Consider the following 21,687-nt stretch of genomic DNA (forward strand, 5'->3'; position numbering starts at 1 on the left):
CGCCACTGCCGGGCCCCTTTCCTCTGCCCTGCCCCCGGCCGGGCCTTCCGCCGTGCCGTCGAGCGGGCGGCCCGCGCGGTCCCCGGCCGCGAGCGGTGGCCGCGAGACGCCGGTACAGCGCCGGGCGACCGAGAGCGCGGCTGCCACCGGCCCGGCCCCGACAGCCGGACCGAGCCCAGCCCCTGAACCCGGCCGTCCGGCCCCGACCCGCGCGTCGACGCCGTCCCCGGCCCCGGCCCCGGCCTCCGCACCCGCTCCCCGGCGTCCGCGACCGGGCCTCGGCGCCCCCGTCGCGGGCCCGGCCCACGCTTCCGCTCCTCTGGGCGGCGGCAGGCCGGGCGCGGGGCCGACCGTGCAGCGTGCGAGTGCAACGGGCAAGCCCACGACGCCCTCCGCACCGTCCCCGCCCGCCGCGCCTCCTGCGTCTGTTGCCCCTTCGACCTCCACCACCCCTCCCGCTCCCTCGGCCCCTTCGGCTCCCTCGGCCGCCGAGCCGCAGGCCCCGTCGCGCCCGAGCGAGCGGAGTGACGCGCCGTCCGTCGCGCCGTCCACCGGTCCCTTCTCCCCGCCGCTTCCCACCACGCCGTCACCGTCCGCGGCGCCCTCGGCCTCGGCCAGGGCCCAGGCCCCGTCCGGCGCTTCCGTGCCCGTGTCCGAGTCCGTACAGCGCGCCGTGTCGCCCACTCCCACTCCCGCCGCGCCCCGCCTCGGTCTCGGTGCTCCCGTCGCGGGACCGGCCGCGAGCCCGGCTCCCGCGAGGCGCTCCGGTCGCGGTGCCGCCGTGCCGCCCGTGCAGCGGAAGGCGTCGGGCGGCCAGGCCGCCGTCCCGCGCCCGGCAGCCGAAGCACCCCGCCAGGGGCCGCGAGCCGCCGCGCCGCATGCGCCGGCACCGTCGGCCGGACACCCCGGGCCCGTCCTCTCCGCCGCGGCCCCGGCGACACCGCCACCACCGGTGCCGTCCGCCGAGCCCGCGACGGCCCCCTCATCGCTTCCCCCGTTCGTCCAACGCGCCGCGACCCCTCCGGCCGCGACCCCTCCGGCCGCGGCCGGTCCGGCTGCGGCTCCCGGCGCCCTGTTCCCGGGGGCCAACCCGCCGTTTGCGCAGCGCCGTCCGCAGCCTTCCCCGCCCGTGACCGCCGGACCGGCCGCCGCCGGACCGGCCGCTGCCGCCCGCCTCCCGTTCGTGCAGCGCGCGGTGGCTCCCGCCGCCGCCCTGCCCGTCAGGCCGAGCACCGCCGCCGCCACGCCCGGTGAGCCGGTACCGCTGCGGCCCACCGCCCCGATATCCGCCACCGCGCCGCTCCCCGTCGCACCCGTGGGCCCTCGTACCGTCCAGCGCGACGCCCTCGCCGCGACCGCGGTGAAGGACGTGCCGGTCACCACCGTCCCGCCCGAGGCGCTCGTGACCCGGGCCGAGCGGCAGCCGCCGCCCGGCGAGCCGCCGTCGTACTCCGCCTCCGGTTCGGGGCCGGGCCCGGAGGAGCCGCCGCCCGGATACTCGGCGGTCGCGGAGGGCGGCTTCGACCCGCGCGCCCTCACCGAGTACCAGGTGGACGCCCTGGTGCACCGGATCATCGACCGGATCACCCGGCACGTCCGCACCGAACTCCGCCGCGACCGCGAACGCGTGGGAAAGCTCCGCGACTTCCGCTCCTGACCACGACGACCGCGCACCCACCCCACAGAAAGGCCCCCGATGGATCGCCAGGACCCGGGAACCACAGTCTGGTTCAGCCTCTCCATCGACGGCGAGGACCTCGGTTACTTCAACGGGTGCGAGGGGCTGTCGTCGCAGGTGGAGATCGAGCAGCGGCAGGAGGGCGGCAACAACGGGTTCGTGTGGCAGCTGCCGACCCGCGTCACCTTCTCCCACATCCGGCTCACCCGCCCGCTCACCCCGGACACCTCGAAGGTCGCGAAGTGGATCTCGTCCGTGCAGACGGGGATCGAGCGGCCCACCGGGCAGATCACGGCGCTGCGCGCGGACGGTTCCGAGGTGGCCCGGTGGGGGCTCCTCGACGTGCTGCCGGTGAGCTGGCAGGGGCCCTCCCTGGACGCGGGCAACCCGTCCGTGGCCACGGAGGTCCTGGAGATCGCCCACCACGGCTTCACCGACTGAGCGACGACGCCGACCGAGCGGACTGAGAGGCAGACCAGATCATGGCCAGGAGCAGCCGGGGCGCCGGCAAGAGCCTCGTGCGGGCCACCCTCGCGATTCACGAGCCGCCCGTGGGCACCAGCACCAGCCCGGGCGGCATCATCAAGACGTTCGGCTTCGAGTTCAACCCGGCGGAGCTGTCGATCGGCCGCCGGGCGGACTGGAAGTCGTCGGCGGCGCCGATCGAACGGGACGGCGCCCTCCCGGAGTTCCTCGGCACCCACCCGCGCCAGATGAGCGTGGAGATCTTCCTGGACCGGTCCGACGACCCGGACAGCAACGACGTGATGAAGAAGGTGGAGTCGCTGCTGGCCTGCTGCGAGGTCACCAGCAAGAGCATCGCCGCCAAGCAGCCGTCGCCGCCGTGGGTGGTGTTCCAGTGGGGTTCGTTCTCGACCGCCCACTTCACGGCGTACGTCGCCTCGGTCGACGTCTCCTACTCCCTGTTCGGGACCAGCGGGATGCCGATCCGGGCCAGTTGCCGGCTCCAGCTGCACGAGATCCCGAGCAAGACCGCGGGCCAGAACCCGACGTCCGGCGCGCTCACCGCGCAGCGCGTGCACCGGGTCGTCGCCGGCGACTCGCTGCAGTCGCTGGCCTGGCGCGAGTACGGCAACGCGGCCGCCTGGCGGGCGATCGCGGACGCCAACGGGATCGACGACCCGGGGTGGCTGCCCACGGGGACGGAACTGGTGTTGCCCGCCGCCGAGGAGGTGCGGTCCTGATGGTGAAGCACGCTTTCTCGAACGTCGTCAAGGTCGTCATCGGCGGCAAGGAGCTGACCGCCACGTCCGAGTACGGGCGGTATCTGGTCGACGCCCACGTGGACCAGGGCGTCGGCGTGCCCGCCGCCTTCCAGCTGACCTTCCGCGACCCGTCCCGCAAGCTGCTCGGCAAGCTGGACGTCCAGTTCGGCACCCCGGTGGTGATCACACCGGTCTCCGACGGACAGGGCACCGGCGACCCGCTGCTCACCGGCGAGGTCACCGGGATGGAGGCCGAGTACGACGGCACCGGCAGCTACGCGGTGGTCCGGGGCTACGACTACGGGTTCCGGCTGATGCGGCAGCGCCGGGTCGTCGCCTACCGCAACCAGACCGCCTCCGACATCGCGCGCAAGCTGGCCGCGCAGGACGGGGTGCCGGTCGGGCGGATCCAGGCCACCAAGACCGTCTACGAGTTCATCTCCCAGTCGAACGTCAGCGACTGGGACTTCCTGGCGCGGCTCGCCGACGAGAACGAGATGGTCATGTCGGTCGACGCGGACGGCAAGTTCCAGTTCGTGAAGCAGAAGAGCGCCTCGGGGGCACCGTCGCCGCAGACCGACGGCGACAAGAGCCCGTTCGTGCTGGAGGCCGGGCACGACATCCTGCGGCTGCGTACCGCGGTCACCGCTTCCGACCAGGTGAACAAGGTCGAGTCGCGGGGCTGGGACGTCCGGACGAAGAAGACGCTGACGGCGACCGTGACCCCGGCCACCAACACCGGCTACAGCATCGGCACCACGCCGGGCGCGGCGGCCGGCGAGTTCAAGACGACGAAGCTGGTCGAGACGCGCACGCCGTACGACAAGCAGTCCGAGGTGAAGTTCGCCGCCGACGCCCTCTCCGACGACGTCACTTCTACGTTCGCCGAGGTGGAGGTCGTCGTGCGGGGCAATCCGAAGCTGCGGCCCGGGGTTCCGGTGGCGCTCGCGGACGTCGGGGACCCCTTCGAGGGGAAGTACACGGTCACCTCGGTCCGGCACGTCTTCGGGGACGCCAAGCACTACGAGACCTGGGTGACGGTCAGCGGCCGGCAGTGGCGGTCGCTGTACGGCGTCGCCTCCGGCGGCGGGGAGGCCGGCGGCGACCGGCAGCCGAGCGTGGCGCAGGCCCTCGTCACCGACGTGCAGGACCCGCTCCAGCAGGGGCGGGTGAAGCTCAAGTTCCCGTGGCTGGACGACACCTACGTCAGCGACTGGACCCGGACCATGCAGTGGGGCGGGGTGCGCGGCGGCGGGGTGTTCCCGATGGACGTCGGGGACGAGGTGCTGGTCGCCTTCGACCGGGGCGCCCTGGACCACGCGTACGTCATCGGCGGCCTCTACAACGGCAAGGACAAGCCGACCAGGGTCAAGGACGTGCCGCTGCACGACGGCATGCGCGGCCGGGCCACCCGGCACACCGTCTCCGACCGGGTCGGCAACCGCATGGACCTGCTCGACCAGCGGGGCCGCAAACAGGGCGTCCGGCTGGCCAGCGGCGACGACAAGCTGACCGTGTTCCTGGACCGCCAGAAGACCGAGATCACCGTGGACAGCAAGGGCAGCGTCTCCATCAAGGGCAGCAGGTCGGTGTCGGTGGAGGCGGGCGCCGACCTGTCCCTGAAGGCGGTCGGCGCGCTCAGCATCAGGAGCGGCGGCCCGCTCTCCCTGCAGAGCGCGGAACTCGTCGACATCAAGAGTCCCGCGGGCGCGGTGTCCGTGAACGCCGCCGCCGTGAACCTGATGGCGAACGCGGCGCTGTCGCTGCGCGGCAACGCGGCCGTCGCGATCAGCTCGATGGCCACGGTGGCGATCCAGGCGCCCGAGGTGCCGGTCCTCGGCAACCTGATGATGGGCGGCCTGACCGTGATGGTGATCCCGGCATGAGCGGGCGTGCGGTCTTCCCGCAGAGGCGGGTGGGGGGCTGATGGCAGAGCAGTTCGTCGGCTCCGGCTGGTCGTTCCCGTTGCGTATCGGACCCACCGGCGGCATCGCCCTGGTCAGCGGCGAGAAGGAGGTGGAGGAGGCCATCCGGCTCATCCTGTCCACGGCTCCCGGGGAACGCCCGATGCGGCCGGAGTTCGGCTGCGCCATCCACGATCTCGTCTTCGCTCCCGTCAACGAGCAGACCGCGGGCCGTATCCAGCACGAGGTGCACGTCAGCCTCGACCGCTGGGAGCCGCGGATCGAGGTCGAGGACGTCGAGGTCTCCACCGGCGCCGACCCGAGCGTGCTGATGATCGACGTCCGCTACTCGATCCGTGGCACCAACAACCCGCGCAGCCTGGTGTTCCCCTTCTACGTCATTCCCTCCCACGACGAGCCGGACCTGCCTCCCGCCTCCCCGGACTCCTCCGAAAGCGACCGCTGATCCCGATGGCCCTGCCCTCCCCGAACCTCGACGACCGCCGCTTCCAGCAGTTCGTCGACGACGCCAAGCGCTATATCCAGCAGCGCGCCCCGGAGTGGACCGACCACAACGTCTCCGACCCCGGCATCACGCTGGTGGAGACGGTCGCGCACATGGCCGACCAGATCGTGTACCGCCTCAACCGGGTCCCGGAGAAGAACCACCTGGCCTTCCTCGACCTGGTCGGGATCACGCTGTTCCCGCCGTCCGCGGCCCGCACCGAGGTGACGTTCTGGCTGTCGGCGGCCCAGGAGGAACCGGTACCGGTGCCGGTCGGCACCGAGGTGGCGACCCGCCGTACCGAGACCCAGGAGGCGGTGGTCTTCGCGACCGAGCGCGATCTGACCATCGTGCCGAGCGAGCTGCGGCACCTGCTGCGGCAGCAGGAGGGCTCCGCCGTCGTCGACCTCACCCACGACCTCGCCGAGGGCAAGGACCTGTTGTGCTTCACCGAGGCCCCGAACCCCGGTGACTGCATGCTGCTGGGCCTGTCCGCCGCCGTCCCGCACTGCGCGGTCGCCCTGGAGCTGGACAGCCGGGTCGACGGTGTCGGCGTGGACCCGCGGCAGCCGCCGCTGGTCTGGGAGGCGTGGACGGAGGACGGCTGGAAGGAGTGCGAGGTCGACCGGGACGGCACCGGTGGCCTCAACCGGCCCGGCGAGGTCGTGCTGCACGTCCCCGGCGGGCACGTGCTGTCCCGCAACGGCGGCCTGGAGGCGAGCTGGCTGCGCTGCCGGGTCACCGAGCCGCGCACCGACCAGCCCTTCTACACCACCTCGCCGACGGTCCGGTTCGTCGAGGCCTGCACGGTCGGCGGCACCACCGCCGCGGTGCACGCGGAGACCGTGGAGGACGAGGCGCTCGGCGAGTCGACCGGCCTGCCGGGCCAGCGGCTGCGGCTCGCGCACGCGCCCGTCGTCGGGGACACCCCGCCGCTGCTCCTGCAGACCGCCGAGCACGACGGCGAGGCCGGCTGGGTGGACTGGCAGGTGGTCCCGCACTTCGCGGCCTCGGGCCCCGAGGACCGGCACCTCACCCTGGACGCGACGACCGGTGAGATCGCCTTCGGCCCCGCGGTCCGCGAACCGGACGGCTCGCTGCGCCAGTACGGCACGGTGGCCCCGAAGGGCGCGGTCATCCGGGCCCGCCGCTACCGCACGGGCGGCGGCCGGGACGGCAACGTGGCACGCGGCGCGGTGCAGATCCTGCGGTCCTCCATCCCGTACGTGGCGGAGGTCGTCAACCGGGAGGCCGCGCGCGGCGGGGTGGACGGCGAGACGGTCGGCGAGGCCAAGGTCCGCGCCCCGATCACCCTGCGCGCCCAGGAACGCGCGGTGACCCTGCGGGACTACGAGGAACTGGCCCGCCGCGCCGCTCCCGAGACGGCCCGGATCACCTGCCTGGAGGGCGAGGAGGGCGAGCACGGGTCGTACGCGGTACGGGTGCTGGTGGTGCCGCAGGCGGTCCCGGACCCCGGCGGGCGGCTCCGCTTCGAGCAACTGGTCCCCGGCGACGCCCTGCTGGACCGCATCACCCGCTACCTGGACGAACGGCGGCTGATCGGGACCCGGCTGGCGGTCGGCCCGCCCTTCTACCAGGGCGTCACGGTCGCCGCCACCGTGCACGCCTTCCGCGGCGTGGACGTCGACCGGGTCCGCCACCAGGCCCACGACGCCCTCTACCGCCACCTGGACCCGCTGACCGGCGGCGCGGACGGCAAGGGCTGGCCGTTCGGGCGCCCGGTGCAGTCCGGCGAGGTCTTCGCGGTGCTCCAGCGGGTCCCCGGCGTCGAACTCGTCGACGAGGTCGTGCTGCACCCCGCCGACCCGCTCACCGGCAAGCGCGGCGACCCGACCGACCGCATCGACCTGGACGCCCCGTCCCTGGTCTTCTCCTTCGACCACCGGGTCCGGGTGATCGGCGAATGAACGTCAACGACCGTGAGAGGGGTGTCCGTTGAGAGGTTCCATCGACGGTCTCGGCTCCTCCGCGCCCATCGGCGCGATGCTCCCGGCGGTCTTCGCCGACGACGACCTGGCGCTGCGCTTCGTCGCCGGCCTGGACGACGTGATCGCGCCGATCCCGAACGTCCTGGACTGCCTGCCCAGTTACTTCGACCCGGCCCTTGCCCCGCTGGACTTCGCGGAGTGGATCGGCACCTGGGTCGGCGCCGAGACGGACGGCACCGAACCCGAGCCGCTGCTCCGCGCGGCCGTCGCGGCGGCCGCCTACCTGCACCGCATCCGGGGCACCCGGCTCGGCCTGTCGGAGACGGTCCGGCTGGCCTTCGGCGTGACCCCGGACATCACGGAGAGCGGCGGCGCCGAGTGGAGCGCCCGCCCGCTGGGCCCCTTCCCGGGCCTGCCCCGCCCGCGTCTGCACGTCCACCTCGCGCTGCCCTCGCCCACCCCGGCCGACGAGGTCCGTCTGGAACACCTCGTGGCGGCCGCCCGTCCCGCCCACATGCCGTACACGGTCCAGGTGACCGCTTCCTCCTCGTCCGCCGAAAGGACCCCGCAGCGATGACGACCAACCGGAACTGCACGGAGTGCGGCACGGTCGCCGACCCGGGGCAGTCCTTCTGCGACGCCTGTGGCTCGGTCCTGTCCTGGGCCGCCTCCGGCGACGCGGCCCCGCAGCAGCCGGCCGCCGCGGCGCCGGCCCAGGTACCGGCTCCGGCCGTCCCGAGCTGGGCGGCGGCCGCCGCCGCCGCGGCGACGGCGACGGCTCCGGCACGCGGCGCCGAGACGGACGTACGGCCGCCGCGCGAGCGCGACCAGGCCCCGCCCGCGGCGACGTCACCCACGGCCGAGACCACCCCGCTCCCCGCACCCGCCCCGTCCCCCGCGCCGCAGGCCGGCGGCACCGCCACCGTCCCGCAGCCCGCGCAGGCCCCGCAGGCGCCTCCCGCCGAGGGCGACCAGGACCGGGCCCGGCGCCTCCTGGTCCCCGTGACGGACCCCACCCCGCCCGCCCCGGCGCCCGCGTCCGTGTCCCCCGTCCTCCCCGGCCGCCCCACGCCCCAGCGCCCCGAGACCGTCCGCGCCCCCGGCGAGGACCTCGGCGCCCTCGGCGGCACCCCCTGCCCCTGGTGCGCCACCCCCAACCGGCCCGACCGGCACTTCTGCACCCGGTGCGCGATGCCGATGTCGGGCAGCGGCCACACGGACCCCTCGGCTCACCGTCCCTGGTGGCGCCGCATCTTCGACTTCCGCAACCGGGAGACCCCGTGGGCCGGCGACCGGCCGCGGCTGCGCCGTACCTTCGACCGGGTGCTGACCTGGATCATGGCGGCGGTCGTGGTGACGCTGGTCTCAGTCCTGGCGTTCAACATCCCGAACGCGGTGAGCGCCACCCGCGACCACTTCGCCAAGCGGGCCCAGGTCTCCCCGGACAAGGTCAGCGCGTCCCGCTCGTACGCCGGGCACAAGCCCGACCTGCTCTTCGACAAGATCAACAACACCTGGTGGGGGCCGGGCGTGACGGGGTCCGGTGAGGGCGAGTGGATCGAGGCCCGGTTCAGCGAGCCGACGCGCCTGCTGAACATCGTCGTCACCGCCGGCGAGTCGACCCACTACGACCAGCTGAAGAAGTCGGCCCTGCCGCACCGGCTGAAGGCGACCGTCAAGACGTCCGACGGCAAGACCGAGACCCGACAGATCACCCTCGACCAGGCGGCCGGCGGCCAGACCCGCAACTTCCGGGCCCAGAACGTCGTCTCCGTCCGCTTCACGATCGAGTCGTCGTACCAGGCCTCGGGTGCCACCCAGGTCGCCCTCGCCGAGATCGAGTTCTTCGGCCCGTCGAGCGCGAACTCCTCGTGACCCCGCGCTGATGCCATAATCCGGCCATGGCCGAAAAGGGTGCGGGTGCGGGGCGTGGGGTGCGCGGGCGCCTGCGCGACGTCTCGCTGACGCGCGTGGGCCTCGTGATGGCGGGCACCGCGCTGTTCAAGTTCCTCGGCTCGCTGCTCGTCCTCGTCCTCGTCCTCGTCACCGGTTCCGGCTTCTCCGCCGGGAAGCTCCTGGACGCCGTGGCCGCTCTGGTCTGCCAGCTGGGTCTCGTCTCCCTAGTGCTGTGGCTGCTCGCCCGTCTGCGGGCGCGCGGCGCCCGGCCGAGCACCGGCGGCTGAGGGAACTACCCCCGCATCAGCGCCCGGTAGACCGCCGTTGATCTGGGGTTGCCCCGGCAGCCCCAGACTCCGTGGGGGCAGTAGTCGGTGATGGTCTGGTAGAGCGGGCGGCTGGCGGCGAACCACTCCACCATGCCTTTCATGTACGCCGGGTCGTCGCCGTTCTCGTACAGCCCCCACTCGGGATAGGAGACCGGTTTGCCGTGCGCGCGGGCGAAGGCGACCTGCGCGCGCAGCCCGTACGGCTCGGTCACCTGGTCGGCGAAGGACAGGCCGCGCGGGGAGTCGTAGGCGTCCATGCCGATGACGTCCACGTACCGGTCGCCCGGGTAGCACCGGGTCCAGGGGACCGCGTCCCGGCCCCGGTTGGGTGCGAAGTCGAACCGGAACCGCTGGCCGGGCACCGACCGCATCGCCGTGACGATCCGCCCCCAGTACGCCCTCCAGGCGGCCGGGTCCGGGCCGCAGCGGTGGGTGTAGGTCTCCCCGTTCATCTCCCAGCCGAGCACCACGACGGTGTCCGGCGCGCCGACCGACACCAGCCGCCGGGCCAGCGCCCGGAAGTGCCCGTCGTAGCGTCCCCGCGCCCCCAGGCCGAGCTGCCGGCGCACCTCGGCGTCCGGCAGATGGGCCTCGGTCCGCTCCAGCATCGGCACGTTGAGGACGAGGAGCCGGTCCGGTGCGGCCCGCCGCCAGTCGGCCCACAGCCGGACGAAGCCGGGCGCGCCCTCGATGTTCCGCCACACGTCACCGGGTAAGTAGGTGTGTCCCACCCGGGGTTCCCCGCGTCCGAGCCAGTCGCCGAGCGCGCCCACCCGGCGCACGCCCTCACCGCCGTAGCCGACGTACGCCCCGAAGGGTCCCGGCGCCGGCCGTGGGGTCTCCGGGCGGGGGACGGGGACGAGGAAGAGCGCGGCCAGCGCGGCGACCAGGAGGAACCTCAGACGTGCCATGGGGTGCAGTCTGGCCGTTCGGCACGGGCGGGTCGCCCGTTGTGGGCATCTTGGACGGCTGTGCGAGGAACACGCCGCCGGGTGCCGTGGCCGCCGTGCGTCCGGGCCCGTCGGTCAGAGCGGGGTGTGGGGGCTGACCAGGGCGGTCGCGAGCAGCGAGAGCCGGTCGCGCTGGTCCTCGGTGAGGTGCGCGGTGAGGTCGCGGATCTGCTGCTCGACCTCGGTCTCGCAGCTCCGCATCAGCCGCCGTCCCTCCGGCGTGACCGCCACCAGGGTGCTGCGCCGGTCGTGCGGGGAGGGGGAGCGGCGGACCAGGTCACGGCGTTCGGCGCGGTCGACCAGACCGGTCATGCTCGACTTGTCCAGGCCCAGGTGGCGGGCGAGCTCCTGCATGCCGGGCGTGCGGTCGCGGAGCACGCCGAGCAGCCGCAGCTGGACGATCGACAGCCCGTGCTCGGCCGCCACCCTCCCGAGCGCCGCCTGCACCAGGAACGACAGCTGGGCGAGGCTGTCCACGATCCCCAGGTCCGCATCTTTCCGCGGTTCGTCCGACATGATCGCCATCCTACGAGGATTGGTACGTGGTGCCAACCACTTGACTTGGTACGTGGTGCGAACTAATTTGATTGGCGTCACGTACTAAACCTGGAGGCGGCCCCGACGGGCCCGACCCGCGACGGAGGAGTCACCATGCGCGCAGCTGTCGTCCGCTCGTTCGACCACGCACCCCGCTACGAGGAGTTCCCGGCGCCCGGACCCGCCGAGGGCAGGCTGCCGGTGGAGATGGTCGCCGCCGGCCTGCACCCCCGGGTCCGCTCCGGCGCCTCCGGCACCCACTACACCAGCGACGGCCGGCTCCCCCTGGTCCCCGGCGTCGACGGCGTGGGCCGGCTGCCCGACGGGCACCTCGTCTACTTCGTCGCCGACGACGAGGTCCCCGGCACCATGGCCGAGCAGGCCCTCGTGGACCCGCGCCGGTCCGTCCCGCTGCCCGACGGCGCCGACCCGGTGACCATCGCCGCGGCCGTCAACCCCGCCCTGTCCTCCTGGGTGGCGCTGCGCCGCCGGATCACCTTCCGGGCCGGGCAGAGCGTCCTGGTCCTCGGCGCCACCGGCAACGCCGGCCGGGCCGCCGTGCAGATCGCCCGGCACCTCGGGGCCGGCCGGATCGTCGCCGCCGGCCGCGACCCGCGCCGCCTGGACCTGCTCCCCGGCCTCGGCGCCACGGACGTGGTCTCGCTGGCCGGGGACCCGGACCAGGACTTCGCCCGGCTCGGCGAGGCCGCCGCGGACGTCGACGTCGTCATCGACTACACCTGGGGCGCGCCCACCGAACGGGCCGTCCCGGCCGTGCTCACCCGCCGCGCCGACCGCAGCGTCCCGCTGGCCTGGATCCAGATCGGCTCCCTGGCCGGACCGGACATCACCCTGCCGTCCGCCTGGCTGCGCGCCGCCGACCTGCGGTTCATGGGCAGCGGCCAGGGCTCCGTCACCGCCCGCGGGATCGTCGCCGAACTGCCCTCCCTGATGGCCGAGATCACCCGCGGCACCGTCACCGCCGACGCCGTGCCCGTGCCGCTGTCCGAGGTCGAGGAGGCCTGGACCGCCCCTGTCGAGCCCGGCCGCCGGATCGTCCTCACGATGGGCGCCGGCTGAACACCGGACCCGCGTCCGGCCGTACTTGCGGGGACAGCGTCCGTCCGCAGATCGGAGTCCCCCGTGCACGCATCCGCAGCCATCGGCGTGACCGGCCTCGGAGTGATGGGCCGCAACCTGGCCCGTAACTTCGCCCGGCACGGCTACCCGGTCGCCGTCCACAACCGCACCCCCGCCCGCACCCGCGCCCTGGTCGACGAGTTCGGGCACGAGGGCACGTTCGTCGGCGCCGAGACCGCCGCGGACCTCGTCGCCGCCCTCGAACGCCCCCGGCGGCTCATGATCATGGTGCAGGCGGGCGCCGCCACCGACGCCGTCATCGACGAGTTCGTGCCGCTCCTGGAGCCCGGTGACATCGTCATCGACGGCGGCAACGCCCACTTCGCCGACACCCGCCGCCGCGAGGCCGCCCTGCGTGCGAGAGGCCTGCACTTCGTCGGGGTCGGGGTGTCCGGCGGCGAGGAGGGCGCGCTCAACGGGCCGTCGGTCATGCCGGGCGGCTCCGCGGAGTCCTACGCCGTCCTCGGGCCGATGTTCGAGGACATCAGCGCCAAGGTCGGCGGCGAGCCGTGCGCCACGCACGTCGGCGCGGACGGCGCCGGGCACTTCGTGAAGATGGTCCACAACGGCATCGAGTACGCCGACATGCAGCTCATCGCCGAGGCCTACGACCTGCTCCGCCAGGTCGGCGGCTACTCCCCGGCCGAGATCGCGGACGTCTTCCGGCAGTGGAACGAGGGCCGGCTCGGCTCCTACCTCATCGAGATCACCGCGGACGTGCTCGCCCACGTGGACGCCGCCACCGGGGCGCCGTTCGTCGACGTCGTCGTCGACGCGGCCGGGCAGAAGGGCACCGGCCGCTGGACCGTCCAGACCGCGCTCGACCTCGCCTCACCGGTCACCGCCATCGCCCAGGCCACCTTCGCCCGCGCCGCCTCCGGCCGCCGCGCACTGCGCTCCGCGTACGCCGGGCTGCCCGGCGGCACCACCCCCGCGCTGAGCGCCACCGAGGCCGACCGCTTCGCCTCCCGCGTCGAACACGCCCTGTACGCCTCGAAGGTCATCGCCTACGACCAGGGCTGGACGATGATCCAGGACGCGGCGGCCGAGTACGGCTGGAAGATCGACCTCGGCGCGGTGGCCCGGATCTGGCGGGGCGGCTGCATCATCCGCGCGTCCTTCCTGGACCGGATCCGCGCGGCCTACGGGGCCGACCCGGACCTCGTCAGCCTGCTGGCCGAGCCGGAGTTCGCGCGGGAGATCGCCGCCGCGCAGGTGCCGTGGCGGGAGACGGTGGCCTCGGCGGCCCGCCGGGGCATCCCCGTCCCGGCGTTCTCCGCGGCCCTGGCCCACTACGACACGCTGCGCTCACCGCGCCTCCCGGCCGCCCTTCTCCAGGGCCAGCGCGACTACTTCGGCGCGCACACGTACGGCAGGGTCGACCGCGCCGGGTCCTTCCACACCCACTGGGCGACGGAGGGCCGCCCCGAGACGGAGGGCTGACAGGCGCCCCGCGAGGGGCGCGGTGAACCGCGCGACCGCACACGACGGACCCGCGGTTCACCGCGCTTGCCGGGGCACCGGTTCAGACGCGGACGCCGAACATGAACGGGCCGCCGATGGTGGACATCGACTCGTAGCGGACGACCGTGCCGGTGCGCGGGGCGTGCAGGATCTGCCCGTTGCCCGCGTACAGGCCCACGTGGTGCAGGTCGTTGAAGAAGAAGACCAGGTCGCCGACCTGGAGGCCGGACGTCGAGTAGATCCTGGTGCCGATCGTCGTCTGCGACTCCGAGGTGCGCGGGATGGAGACCCCGGCCTGCGCGTACGCCCAGGAGGTCAGCCCCGAGCAGTCGAAGGAGGACGGACCGGTGGCGCCGTACACGTACGGCGTGCCGAGCCTGGTCTTGGCGGCGGCGAAGGCGGCGGCGGCCCGGCCGGTGGCGGAGGTGTCGTTGCCGAGGTCGACCCGCTCGCTGGAGGAGCGGCTCGCGCGGTCCTGTTCGGCGGCGAGCGCGGCCTTCTCGGCGGCGGTCAGGCTGTTCAGCAGCTTCTGCGCCTGGGCCAGTCTGGCCTGCACCTCCTTCTTCTTCGCGCCGAGTTCGGTGCGGGTGGCGGCCAGGTCCTTGAGCTTGCCGGTGGCCTCCGCCCGCTCCTGCGCCAGTTCGCGCTGCTTGGCCTGGATCTTCTTCAGCGTCTCGACCTGCTGGCCGCTGAGCTGGTCCAGCGTGGAGGCCTTGTCCAGGTAGTCGTCCGGGTCGGCGGACAGGAACAGCTGGAGCGAGGGGTCGAGGCCGCCGCTGCGGTACTGGGCGGTGGCCATGGAGCCGATGCCGTCGCGCAGTTCGTTCAGCTCGTCCTGACCGCGGGCGACCGAGTCCTGCAGCGCGGATATCTGCTTCTGGAGCTTGTCCTGCTTCTCCTGGGCCCCGTTGAACTTCTCGGTGGCCTGCTCGGCCTGCTCGTACAGCTTGTCGACCCGGGACTTCACCTCGTCCTTGCTGGGCTTCTCGCCGGGCGCGGCGTTCGCGGCCTGCGAGGAGAGGGCGACGGCGGCAGCGGCGGCCGTGGTGAGCACGGTGACCCGAGCGCGGCTCGGCTGCTTGGGACGACGGTGGAACGCCACGGAGGCGATCTCCTTCCGAGCAGAGGTTCGGGTAACAGACCCTAATGACTCTCTTATGGTCGGTTCAAATCTTCGCATGAAAATTCTTGGCCGGAACTGCCCGCGACGGAGCGGCTCTTGACGTCACATCGAACAGAAGGGGCCGCGAAGGGTCTGGGGATCGCAAAGAACCTTGACAGTCAATTGGTCTAGTCCAACGATGGGCGTCCATGAGACGCACTCGTGCACTGCAGGCCGCCCTGACCGCAACCGCCCTGTCCACCGCGCTCGTTGCTCTCGGAACGGGCGCCGCGCACGCCTCCCCTCAGCACGCCGCGAAGCCCATGCCCACCCGGGTCGCGGCCCCCTACTTCGAGGCCTGGACCGGTGAGAGCCCCGCCGCGCTCGCCGCCGAGTCCGGCAACAAGTACCTCACCCTGGCCTTCCTCCAGACGCCCGCCGCCGGTTCCTGCACCGCCGACTGGAACGGCGACGCCACCATGCCGGTCGCCCGCTCGACGTTCGGCGCCGACATATCCGCCCTCCAGGCCCGCGGCGGCAACGCCATCCCCTCCTTCGGCGGTTACGCGGCCGACACCACCGGCACCGAACTCGCCGACAGCTGCACCGACGTGGACGCCATCGCCGGGGTGTACGAGAAGCTCGTCACGACCTACGGCATCTCCCGCATCGACCTGGACATCGAGGCCGACTCCCTCGCCGACACCGCGGGCGTCGACCGCCGCAACCAGGCGATCGCCCAGGCCGAGCGCTGGGCCGACCGCACCGGCCACCCGCTCCAGTTCTCCTACACCCTGCCGACCACCACCAAGGGCCTGACGGCCGCCGGCCTGGCCGTCCTCCAGAACGCCGCCGCCCACCACGCGCGCGTCGACGTCGTCAACATCATGACCTTCGACTACTACGACGGCGCGACCCACGACATGGCCGCCGACACCAGGACCGCGGCCGAGGGCCTGCACGCCCAGCTCGCCGCCCTCCACCCGCACCAGAGCGCCAAGGAGCTGTGGGGCACGGTCGGCGTCACCGAGATGCCCGGCATCGACGACTTCGGCCCCGCGGAGACCTTCACCACCCAGAACGCCGTGGACGTCGAGCACTGGGCCGCCGCCCGGGGCATCGACACCCTCTCCCTCTGGGCGCTCCAGCGCGACAACGGCGGGTGCGTCGGCACCGGCGGCTCCAACTCCTGCTCCGGCACCACCCAGGACACCTGGCAGTTCAGCCGGACCTTCGCCCGCTTCGCCCACCGGCGGTAGGCACCCCCGCCGTCCCGGTCGCCCCGGCCCTCCCGGCACCCGCCGCCCTCGAAGTGATCCCGATCCGAGCCCGGGATTACTTCGATGGCGTTCGGAATAGTCGTCGGCGGTGCCCGGTTGTGCGTTGTATGGACGAGATCACGGATCAGACGCACAAGATCGACCTCGGTGCCGTCGGCGCGTGGCGGCACGCGGACACCGAGCCGGAGCTCGCCGTCGAGCTGGAGCGGCTCGGCTACGGCACGCTGTGGCTCGGCAACGTGACCGACCCGGAGCTGACCGTCGTCGAACGGCTGCTGGACGCCACCGAGACCCTGGTCGTCGCCACCGGCATCGTGAACATCTGGTCCAACCCGGCCGACCGGGTGGCCCGTTCGTACCGCCGGATCGCCACCCGCCACCCGGACCGGTTCCTGCTCGGCATCGGCGCCGGACACCCGGAGGCGACCAAGGAGTTCGTCCGGCCGTACCAGGCCCTGAACGACTACCTGGACGTCCTCGACGAAGGCGGGGTCCCGGTGGCGCGCCGCGCCCTGGCGGCCCTCGGCCCGCGGGTGCTGCGCCTGGCGGCCGAGCGCACGGCGGCCGCGCACCCCTACCTGGTCACCCCGGACCACACCCGCGGGGCCCGCGAGATCCTCGGCCCCGGGCCGGTCCTGGCGCCCGAGCAGAAGGTGGTCCTGGAGACCGACCGCGGCCGGGCCCGCGCGATCGGCGACGCCACCCTCGGCTTCTACCTGAACCTGACCAACTACGTCGGCAACCTCCGCCGCCTCGGCTTCGACGACGCCGACTTCGCCGATGGCGGCAGCGACCGGCTCTTCGACGCGCTGATCCTGCACGGCGACGCGGCCCGGGTGGCGGAAGGCGTCCGCGCCCACCACAAGGCCGGCGCCGACCACGTCGCGCTCCAGCTGCTGCACCCCGCGGACACCGACCCGCTGCCGGGCTACCGGGCGCTGGCGTCCGCACTGGGGCTGGGCGGCTAGCGGCAGGGCAGGTTCGCCCTAGACGACGCAGAACTCGTTGCCCTCCGGGTCGCGCAGCAGGACGGCGTACTGGCCCAGGTCCGGCTCGTCCGTGACCCGGAGCACGGCGGCGCCCGCCTCGACCAGTCCGGCCACCGTGGCGGCGACCCGCCGGGTGCGGACCGGGAGCGGGACGTCGCGTCCGCCGCCGACCCTCAGGTCCAGGTGGATCCGGTTCTTCACGGTCTTGGACTCGGGAACCTGCTGGAACCAGACCCGGGGCCCCCGCCCGGCCGGGTCCACGATCGACTCCGGGGTGTCGCCCGCACCCGCGGGCAGCTCCTCGTCGGGCACCCCGATCGCCGACCAGTACGCGCGCCAGGTGGCGTGCCCGGCGGGCGGCGGCTCCGGTTCGTACCCCAGCGCCTCGCTCCAGAACGCCACCAGCCTCGGCGGGTCGGCGCAGTCGATCGTCAGGTCCAGGACCGGTCGCGGTGTCGTCTCCATGACCGGAGCGTCGCAGACGGGTCTGACACTCACGTCCGGCCGGCGCCCCGGCCGTCGGGCGCGCCGTCGAGCAGCGCGTCGAGCAGCCCGTCCAGCGGTGCGGGCACCCGGCCGGGGTCGAGGGCCTCGACCAGGACCCGGCCGTAATGGATCTTCCGTCCCTTCTTCGTGCCGAGGAAGCGGCGGAGCTGCTGCCGCGGGCCTCGGCCCTGCTGGGCGGGCTGGTTCAGGAAGGTCCGCAGGGCCCGCTCGTCGCCCTCGGCCCGGATCAGCTCCGCGACCCGTGGCGGCCCGAGCGCGCGGATCAGCTCGTCCTCCAGGTCGGCGGCGCAGACGAAGAACCCGTGCGGCCCGGCACCGGCCCGCTCCAGGCCACGGGCGTAGTACGGCCACTCCCGCTCGTCGCACAGCCCGGTCAGCCGCAGCCCCAGGCCGGGCGGCCCCAGCAGCCGGGCGTAGCGCCCGGCGTTCATCGCACCGCCCATCGGCAGCACGCACACCCCCTCGGCCGCCGGATCCCGCCCGCGCCGCGCGGCCAGCGCACCGACGGCGGCGACGTCGCTCGGCCCTTCGAGCAGCGCCACGGCCCGCACACCCAGCCGGTCGCCCAGCAGCCCGGCCGAGCGCCGCTCCGGCGCCTCGGCCTCACCGCCGCCGGCCGCCCAGCCGGCCACCGCGTCCCGGAACGCGCTCATGTCCGCCATGGCACGAGTCTCCGTCCGGCCCGCGCGCGGATGCCAGGCAGTTTCCGCCGCCGCGCGGGCCGGACGCCGCTGCGTGCTCCCGGCCGGCCGGTCGGGCGCCGTCAGCTCGGGAACATCCCGGCGGTCGCGTTGACCCAGGTGCCGGTGAGGGCCACCCCGGCGTCCGAGGCGAGGAACGCCGCCAGCGCCGGACGGCCGGGGCCGCCACCGCTCTCGATCGGGTCGCCGCAGACCTCGCGACGCCCTGTCATCGCCGGGACCTCATGCCCGGCCCAGTCCCGTGACGAGGAGGGACACCAGGCGGCGGGCGTCGTAGCCCGGGTCGTTCTCCGCGCCGATGCAGAGGTTGCCGACGCCGCGCATCAGCTCGACGGCGGTCAGGTCGGTACGGATCTCGCCGGACTCGGCCGCCGCGTCGAGGAGCCGGGTGCAGACGGGGACCAGCCGGTCCAGGAAGTAGGCGTGCAGGGTGTCGAAGCCCGTCTGGTCGGAGCGCAGCGCACCGGCCAGGCCGTGCTTGGTGACCAGGAAGTCCACGAACAGGTCGATCCAGCGGCGCAGCGCCTCGTACGGGCCGGCGGCTTCGGTGAGCAGGGCCGGGCCGGCCTCGGCGCAGGCCTCCACCTGGTGGCGGTAGACGGCGATGATCAGGTCCGAACGGGTCGGGAAGTGCCGGTAGATGGTCGCCGTGCCGACACCCGCACGGGCCGCGATGTCGCGTACCGGTGCCTCCACTCCCGCCGCCACGAACGCCGCCGCGGCGGCCTCCAGCAGGGTCGTCTCGTTGCGCCGGGCGTCCGCCCGGCGGGGCCGGACCGCCTGCTCCTCGTCCTTCATCGACCGTCCTCCCTCGGGTGCTCCCTGCGGTGTCACCCTATCGGGGCGTTGCTAAACGGGACAGTGTTCCGTATCGTCGGAGACGTGAAACGGGACGTCGTCCCGCTTGTCTGTCCGTCCGTGGCCCGGACCGCGCCCTCGTCGCGTCAGGTGGCCGTGTCACGTCATGCGAAGGAGACCCGGTCATGCAGTACCGCACCTTGGGCCGTACCGGTGTGCAGGTCAGCGCGCTCGCGCTCGGCGCGATGAACTTCGGCGCGATCGGCCGCACCACGCAGGAGGAGGCGACGGCGATGGTCGACGCCGCCCTGGACGCCGGGATCAATCTGATCGACACCGCCGACATGTACGGCCAGGGCGAGTCGGAGGAGATGGTCGGCAAGGCGATCGCCGGCCGCCGGGACGACATCGTGCTGGCCACGAAGGCGGGCCTGCCGATGGGCGAGGAGCGCAACCACCGCGGCGCCTCACGGCGCTGGCTGGTCACCGAGTTGGAGAACAGCCTGCGCCGGCTCGGCGTCGACCACGTGGACCTCTACCAGATACACCGCTGGGACCCGGCCACGAGCGACGAGGAGACCCTGTCGGCGCTGACCGATCTGCAACGCGCCGGAAAGATCCGCCACTTCGGCTCATCGACCTTCCCCGCGTACCGCATCGTGCAGGGCCAGTGGACGGCCCACGAGCGCCGCCTGAGCCGCTACGTCACCGAACAGCCCAGCTACTCCCTCCTCCAGCGCGGCATCGAGGCCCACGTGCTGCCGGTGACCGAGGAGTACGGGATGGGTGTGCTGGCGTGGAGCCCACTGGCCTCGGGATGGCTCTCGGGGGCCGTGCGCAGGGGCCGGGCCATCACCACCAGCCGGTCCAGGCTCCGCCCCGAGGGCTTCGACCTCGCCCTGCCCGCCAACCAGGCCCGGCTCGACGCCGTGGAGCGGCTCGCCCTGGTGGCCGAGGAGGCCGGGCTGACCCTGATCCAGCTCGCGCTCGGCTTCGTGATCGCCCACCCCGCCGTCACCAGCGCCCTCATCGGCCCCCGCACCCGGGACCACCTGGACTCCCAGCTCGCCGCCGCCGACACCGTGCTCCCCGCCGACGTCCTCGACGCGATCGACTCGATCGTCCCGCCCGGCACCGACCTGGCCGCCCACGAGAAGCACGACACCCCGCCCGCCCTGCTCGACCCGGTACTGCGCCGCCGCTGACCGGCGCCAGGAAGGCCACCCCATGACACCCACGACCCCGCCCAGCTTCGGGATCATGACCGCCCCCATGCAGGTGTCCTACGACGACGTCCTGCGGGTCTGGGAGGAGGCGGACCGGACACCCGAGATCGAGCACGCCTGGCTCTTCGACCACCTCATGCCGATCGGCGGCGACCCCGAGGGGCCCATATTCGAGGGCTGGACGCTGCTGTCCGCCCTGGCCGCCCGGACGCGACGGCTGCGCCTCGGGCTCCTGGTGACCAGCAACCGTTTCCGGCCGCCCGCGATGCTCGCGAAGATCGCCACGACCGTCGACGTGGTCTCCGGCGGCCGGCTGGACTTCGGCATCGGTGTCGGCTCGCGGCCGAACCCGCCCGAGGCCCGCCGCGAGTACCCGGCGCACGGCCTGCCCTTCACCCCGCCCGCGCAGGCCGTCGAGAGCCTGGCCGAGGCCTGCGCCCTGATCCGCCGCCTGTGGACGGCCGCCGAGCCCTTCGACTTCGACGGCATCCACCACCGGCTCACCGGCGCGTTCGCCCGGCCCAGGCCCGTGCAGCGACCGCATCCGCCGATCCTGATCGGCGGTCGATCGGCCGCGACCCTGAGGGTGGTCGCCGCACACGCGGACCTGTGGAACATCCCGGGTGGCGACATCGAGGACTGCGTCCGCCGCAGCGCCCTCCTGGACCGCTACTGCGCGGAGATCGGCCGCGACCCCGCCGAGATCACCCGCTCGATCCACCTCCCGGTCTCCTACGACCGGCCGGACACGACCCGCGCCGCGACGGCCGAGGCGCTGGACGCCGGCTTCCGGCACATCGTCCTCGGCCTGCCGGCGCCCTTTCCGCAGGGGGTCGCGCGGTGGGTGGCGGACGAGCTGATCACCCAGGAGGCCTGACCCGACACGGCCGGCGGACACCGGTCCTGCGCCCGGCAGCGGCCAGGCCGCATGCGGCGCGCCGGTTGTCGCCGGGCAGCCCCACGGCGACAACCGGCTGAGCGGGACGGGCCGCGGCGCACGGTGGGCGTCTCGCTGCCGAACCGCCTGCCGCTCCCGCCGGAATCCGGCCCGCTCAGGAGCCGGGTGCCACATCCCCGGGGTTCCAACCCACGAGCAGCCGTGCGATACGCGCGGCCGGCCCGGCGGAGGTCACCAGCCGAGGACGTCCTCGTCGGCCCGCGCCGCCTGGGGCGGTGTCACCGGGCGGGCGTCGTGGCAGGTGAAGCCGAGCCGGGTCAGCGCGCGGCGCATCTCGAGCGCCGTGAAGTCACGGCGGTTCTGCCGGGTGATCACCTCACCGACCTGCATCACCGGGTAGACGCGGCCGTCGATGGTCACGCCGACGCCGGTGACGGGTTCGGGCGTGTGGCTGCTCATCGAGTGCTCGACCTCACTCTTGGTCAGGTCGAACGGGAAACGGGCGATGACGACACGCATGGATGCCTCCTCAGGGGCGACCGCGGTGAGCGGCGGGGACGGGGGATGCGGACGGCTGTCAGAAGGTGAGGGTGCCAACGCCCGGGGTG

General features: G+C 73.7%; 23 protein-coding genes. 15 read left to right on the top strand and 8 right to left on the bottom strand.

The features are described 5' to 3' along the window. Window positions 1-1,129 precede the first annotated feature (1,129 nt). From ACIRQ9_RS02230 to ACIRQ9_RS02270, 9 genes are read left to right on the top strand one after another with little or no spacing between them, the layout of a single operon-like run. Window positions 1,130-1,657, top strand: a complete 528-nt coding sequence (locus ACIRQ9_RS02230) for an extensin (RefSeq protein WP_404166161.1) — start codon at window positions 1,130-1,132, stop codon at window positions 1,655-1,657. A gap of 39 nt (window positions 1,658-1,696) precedes the next feature. Then, complete coding sequence (locus tag ACIRQ9_RS02235) at window positions 1,697-2,119, top strand: phage tail protein (protein WP_093500599.1); 423 nt, start codon at window positions 1,697-1,699, stop codon at window positions 2,117-2,119. Between the two features lie 41 nt (window positions 2,120-2,160). Continuing rightward, a complete protein-coding gene (locus ACIRQ9_RS02240) occupies window positions 2,161-2,883 on the top strand; it encodes a LysM peptidoglycan-binding domain-containing protein (RefSeq protein ID WP_404166164.1) in 723 nt (240 codons plus the stop codon). Further along, window positions 2,883-4,790 carry a VgrG-related protein gene (locus ACIRQ9_RS02245; RefSeq protein ID WP_404166166.1) on the top strand — a complete coding sequence of 636 codons (1,908 nt, stop codon included), beginning with the start codon at window positions 2,883-2,885 and terminating at the stop codon, window positions 4,788-4,790. Before ACIRQ9_RS02240 ends, ACIRQ9_RS02245 begins: the two co-directional genes overlap by 1 nt. 40 nt (window positions 4,791-4,830) lie before the next feature. Then, window positions 4,831-5,274: a GPW/gp25 family protein gene (locus tag ACIRQ9_RS02250; protein WP_404166168.1), complete on the top strand. Its 444-nt coding sequence runs from the start codon at window positions 4,831-4,833 to the stop codon at window positions 5,272-5,274. A gap of 5 nt (window positions 5,275-5,279) precedes the next feature. Continuing rightward, window positions 5,280-7,241, top strand: coding sequence for a putative baseplate assembly protein (locus ACIRQ9_RS02255; protein WP_404166170.1), 1,962 nt, complete (start codon window positions 5,280-5,282; stop codon window positions 7,239-7,241). Window positions 7,242-7,269: 28 nt separating this feature from the next. Next, the gene (locus ACIRQ9_RS02260) at window positions 7,270-7,839 is read left to right on the top strand and encodes a phage tail protein (RefSeq protein WP_404166172.1); all 570 of its coding nucleotides are present in this window, start codon (window positions 7,270-7,272) and stop codon (window positions 7,837-7,839) included. Beyond that, on the top strand, window positions 7,836-9,137 hold the full coding sequence (locus tag ACIRQ9_RS02265) for a zinc ribbon domain-containing protein (RefSeq protein ID WP_404166174.1): 1,302 nt from the start codon (window positions 7,836-7,838) through the stop codon (window positions 9,135-9,137). The genes ACIRQ9_RS02260 and ACIRQ9_RS02265 overlap by 4 nt, the downstream gene beginning before the upstream one ends. Window positions 9,138-9,163: 26 nt before the next feature. Next, a complete protein-coding gene (locus tag ACIRQ9_RS02270; protein ID WP_404166176.1) occupies window positions 9,164-9,445 on the top strand; it encodes a hypothetical protein in 282 nt (93 codons plus the stop codon). Between the two features lie 5 nt (window positions 9,446-9,450). On the opposite strand, the gene ACIRQ9_RS02275 is transcribed toward ACIRQ9_RS02270, so the two are convergent. Both ACIRQ9_RS02275 and ACIRQ9_RS02280 read right to left on the bottom strand, forming a co-directional pair. Next, a complete protein-coding gene (locus ACIRQ9_RS02275) occupies window positions 9,451-10,398 on the bottom strand; it encodes a glycoside hydrolase family 26 protein (protein WP_404166178.1) in 948 nt (315 codons plus the stop codon). Window positions 10,399-10,512: 114 nt separating this feature from the next. Next, on the bottom strand, window positions 10,513-10,953 hold the full coding sequence (locus tag ACIRQ9_RS02280; RefSeq protein WP_404166180.1) for a MarR family winged helix-turn-helix transcriptional regulator: 441 nt from the start codon (window positions 10,951-10,953) through the stop codon (window positions 10,513-10,515). A 135-nt stretch (window positions 10,954-11,088) separates the two neighbouring features. Here ACIRQ9_RS02280 and ACIRQ9_RS02285 point away from each other — a divergent pair, with 135 nt between their 5' ends. Both ACIRQ9_RS02285 and gndA read left to right on the top strand, forming a co-directional pair. Next, a complete protein-coding gene (locus ACIRQ9_RS02285) occupies window positions 11,089-12,054 on the top strand; it encodes a zinc-binding alcohol dehydrogenase family protein (RefSeq protein WP_404166182.1) in 966 nt (321 codons plus the stop codon). 63 nt (window positions 12,055-12,117) lie between these two features. After that, window positions 12,118-13,557 carry an NADP-dependent phosphogluconate dehydrogenase gene (gene gndA / locus ACIRQ9_RS02290; RefSeq protein WP_404166184.1) on the top strand — a complete coding sequence of 480 codons (1,440 nt, stop codon included), beginning with the start codon at window positions 12,118-12,120 and terminating at the stop codon, window positions 13,555-13,557. Between the two features lie 82 nt (window positions 13,558-13,639). On the opposite strand, the gene ACIRQ9_RS02295 is transcribed toward gndA, so the two are convergent. Further along, the gene (locus tag ACIRQ9_RS02295; protein ID WP_404166186.1) at window positions 13,640-14,680 is read right to left on the bottom strand and encodes an NlpC/P60 family protein; all 1,041 of its coding nucleotides are present in this window, start codon (window positions 14,678-14,680) and stop codon (window positions 13,640-13,642) included. Between the two features lie 209 nt (window positions 14,681-14,889). Between ACIRQ9_RS02295 and ACIRQ9_RS02300 the strand changes: the two genes are divergently transcribed. Both ACIRQ9_RS02300 and ACIRQ9_RS02305 read left to right on the top strand, forming a co-directional pair. Next, a complete protein-coding gene (locus ACIRQ9_RS02300; RefSeq protein WP_404166188.1) occupies window positions 14,890-15,939 on the top strand; it encodes a chitinase in 1,050 nt (349 codons plus the stop codon). A 128-nt stretch (window positions 15,940-16,067) separates the two neighbouring features. After that, on the top strand, window positions 16,068-16,928 hold the full coding sequence (locus ACIRQ9_RS02305; protein WP_404166190.1) for an LLM class F420-dependent oxidoreductase: 861 nt from the start codon (window positions 16,068-16,070) through the stop codon (window positions 16,926-16,928). Between the two features lie 18 nt (window positions 16,929-16,946). Here ACIRQ9_RS02305 and ACIRQ9_RS02310 read toward each other — a convergent pair whose 3' ends face one another. The 4 genes from ACIRQ9_RS02310 to ACIRQ9_RS02325 all read right to left on the bottom strand — a co-directional run bounded on the left by ACIRQ9_RS02310 (window position 16,947) and on the right by ACIRQ9_RS02325 (window position 18,955). Beyond that, window positions 16,947-17,414: a VOC family protein gene (locus ACIRQ9_RS02310; protein ID WP_404166192.1), complete on the bottom strand. Its 468-nt coding sequence runs from the start codon at window positions 17,412-17,414 to the stop codon at window positions 16,947-16,949. A gap of 29 nt (window positions 17,415-17,443) precedes the next feature. Beyond that, the gene (locus tag ACIRQ9_RS02315) at window positions 17,444-18,118 is read right to left on the bottom strand and encodes a TOPRIM nucleotidyl transferase/hydrolase domain-containing protein (RefSeq protein ID WP_404166194.1); all 675 of its coding nucleotides are present in this window, start codon (window positions 18,116-18,118) and stop codon (window positions 17,444-17,446) included. A gap of 101 nt (window positions 18,119-18,219) precedes the next feature. Then, the gene (locus tag ACIRQ9_RS02320) at window positions 18,220-18,369 is read right to left on the bottom strand and encodes a hypothetical protein (RefSeq protein WP_404166196.1); all 150 of its coding nucleotides are present in this window, start codon (window positions 18,367-18,369) and stop codon (window positions 18,220-18,222) included. 10 nt (window positions 18,370-18,379) lie between these two features. Next, a complete protein-coding gene (locus tag ACIRQ9_RS02325) occupies window positions 18,380-18,955 on the bottom strand; it encodes a TetR/AcrR family transcriptional regulator (RefSeq protein WP_404166198.1) in 576 nt (191 codons plus the stop codon). A gap of 185 nt (window positions 18,956-19,140) precedes the next feature. On the opposite strand from ACIRQ9_RS02325, the gene ACIRQ9_RS02330 reads away from it, so the two are divergent. Both ACIRQ9_RS02330 and ACIRQ9_RS02335 read left to right on the top strand, forming a co-directional pair. Next, the gene (locus ACIRQ9_RS02330) at window positions 19,141-20,160 is read left to right on the top strand and encodes an aldo/keto reductase (RefSeq protein WP_404166200.1); all 1,020 of its coding nucleotides are present in this window, start codon (window positions 19,141-19,143) and stop codon (window positions 20,158-20,160) included. Window positions 20,161-20,182: 22 nt separating this feature from the next. Then, window positions 20,183-21,058, top strand: coding sequence for an LLM class flavin-dependent oxidoreductase (locus ACIRQ9_RS02335; RefSeq protein WP_404166202.1), 876 nt, complete (start codon window positions 20,183-20,185; stop codon window positions 21,056-21,058). Between the two features lie 252 nt (window positions 21,059-21,310). Here ACIRQ9_RS02335 and ACIRQ9_RS02340 read toward each other — a convergent pair whose 3' ends face one another. Then, on the bottom strand, window positions 21,311-21,598 hold the full coding sequence (locus ACIRQ9_RS02340; protein WP_404166204.1) for an SCO5918 family protein: 288 nt from the start codon (window positions 21,596-21,598) through the stop codon (window positions 21,311-21,313). Between the last annotated feature and the right edge of the window lie 89 nt (window positions 21,599-21,687).

The organism is Streptomyces sp. NPDC101237, assembly GCF_044767465.1.
In the GTDB taxonomy this organism is placed as follows: Bacteria; Actinomycetota; Actinomycetes; order Streptomycetales; family Streptomycetaceae; genus Streptomyces; species Streptomyces gramineus.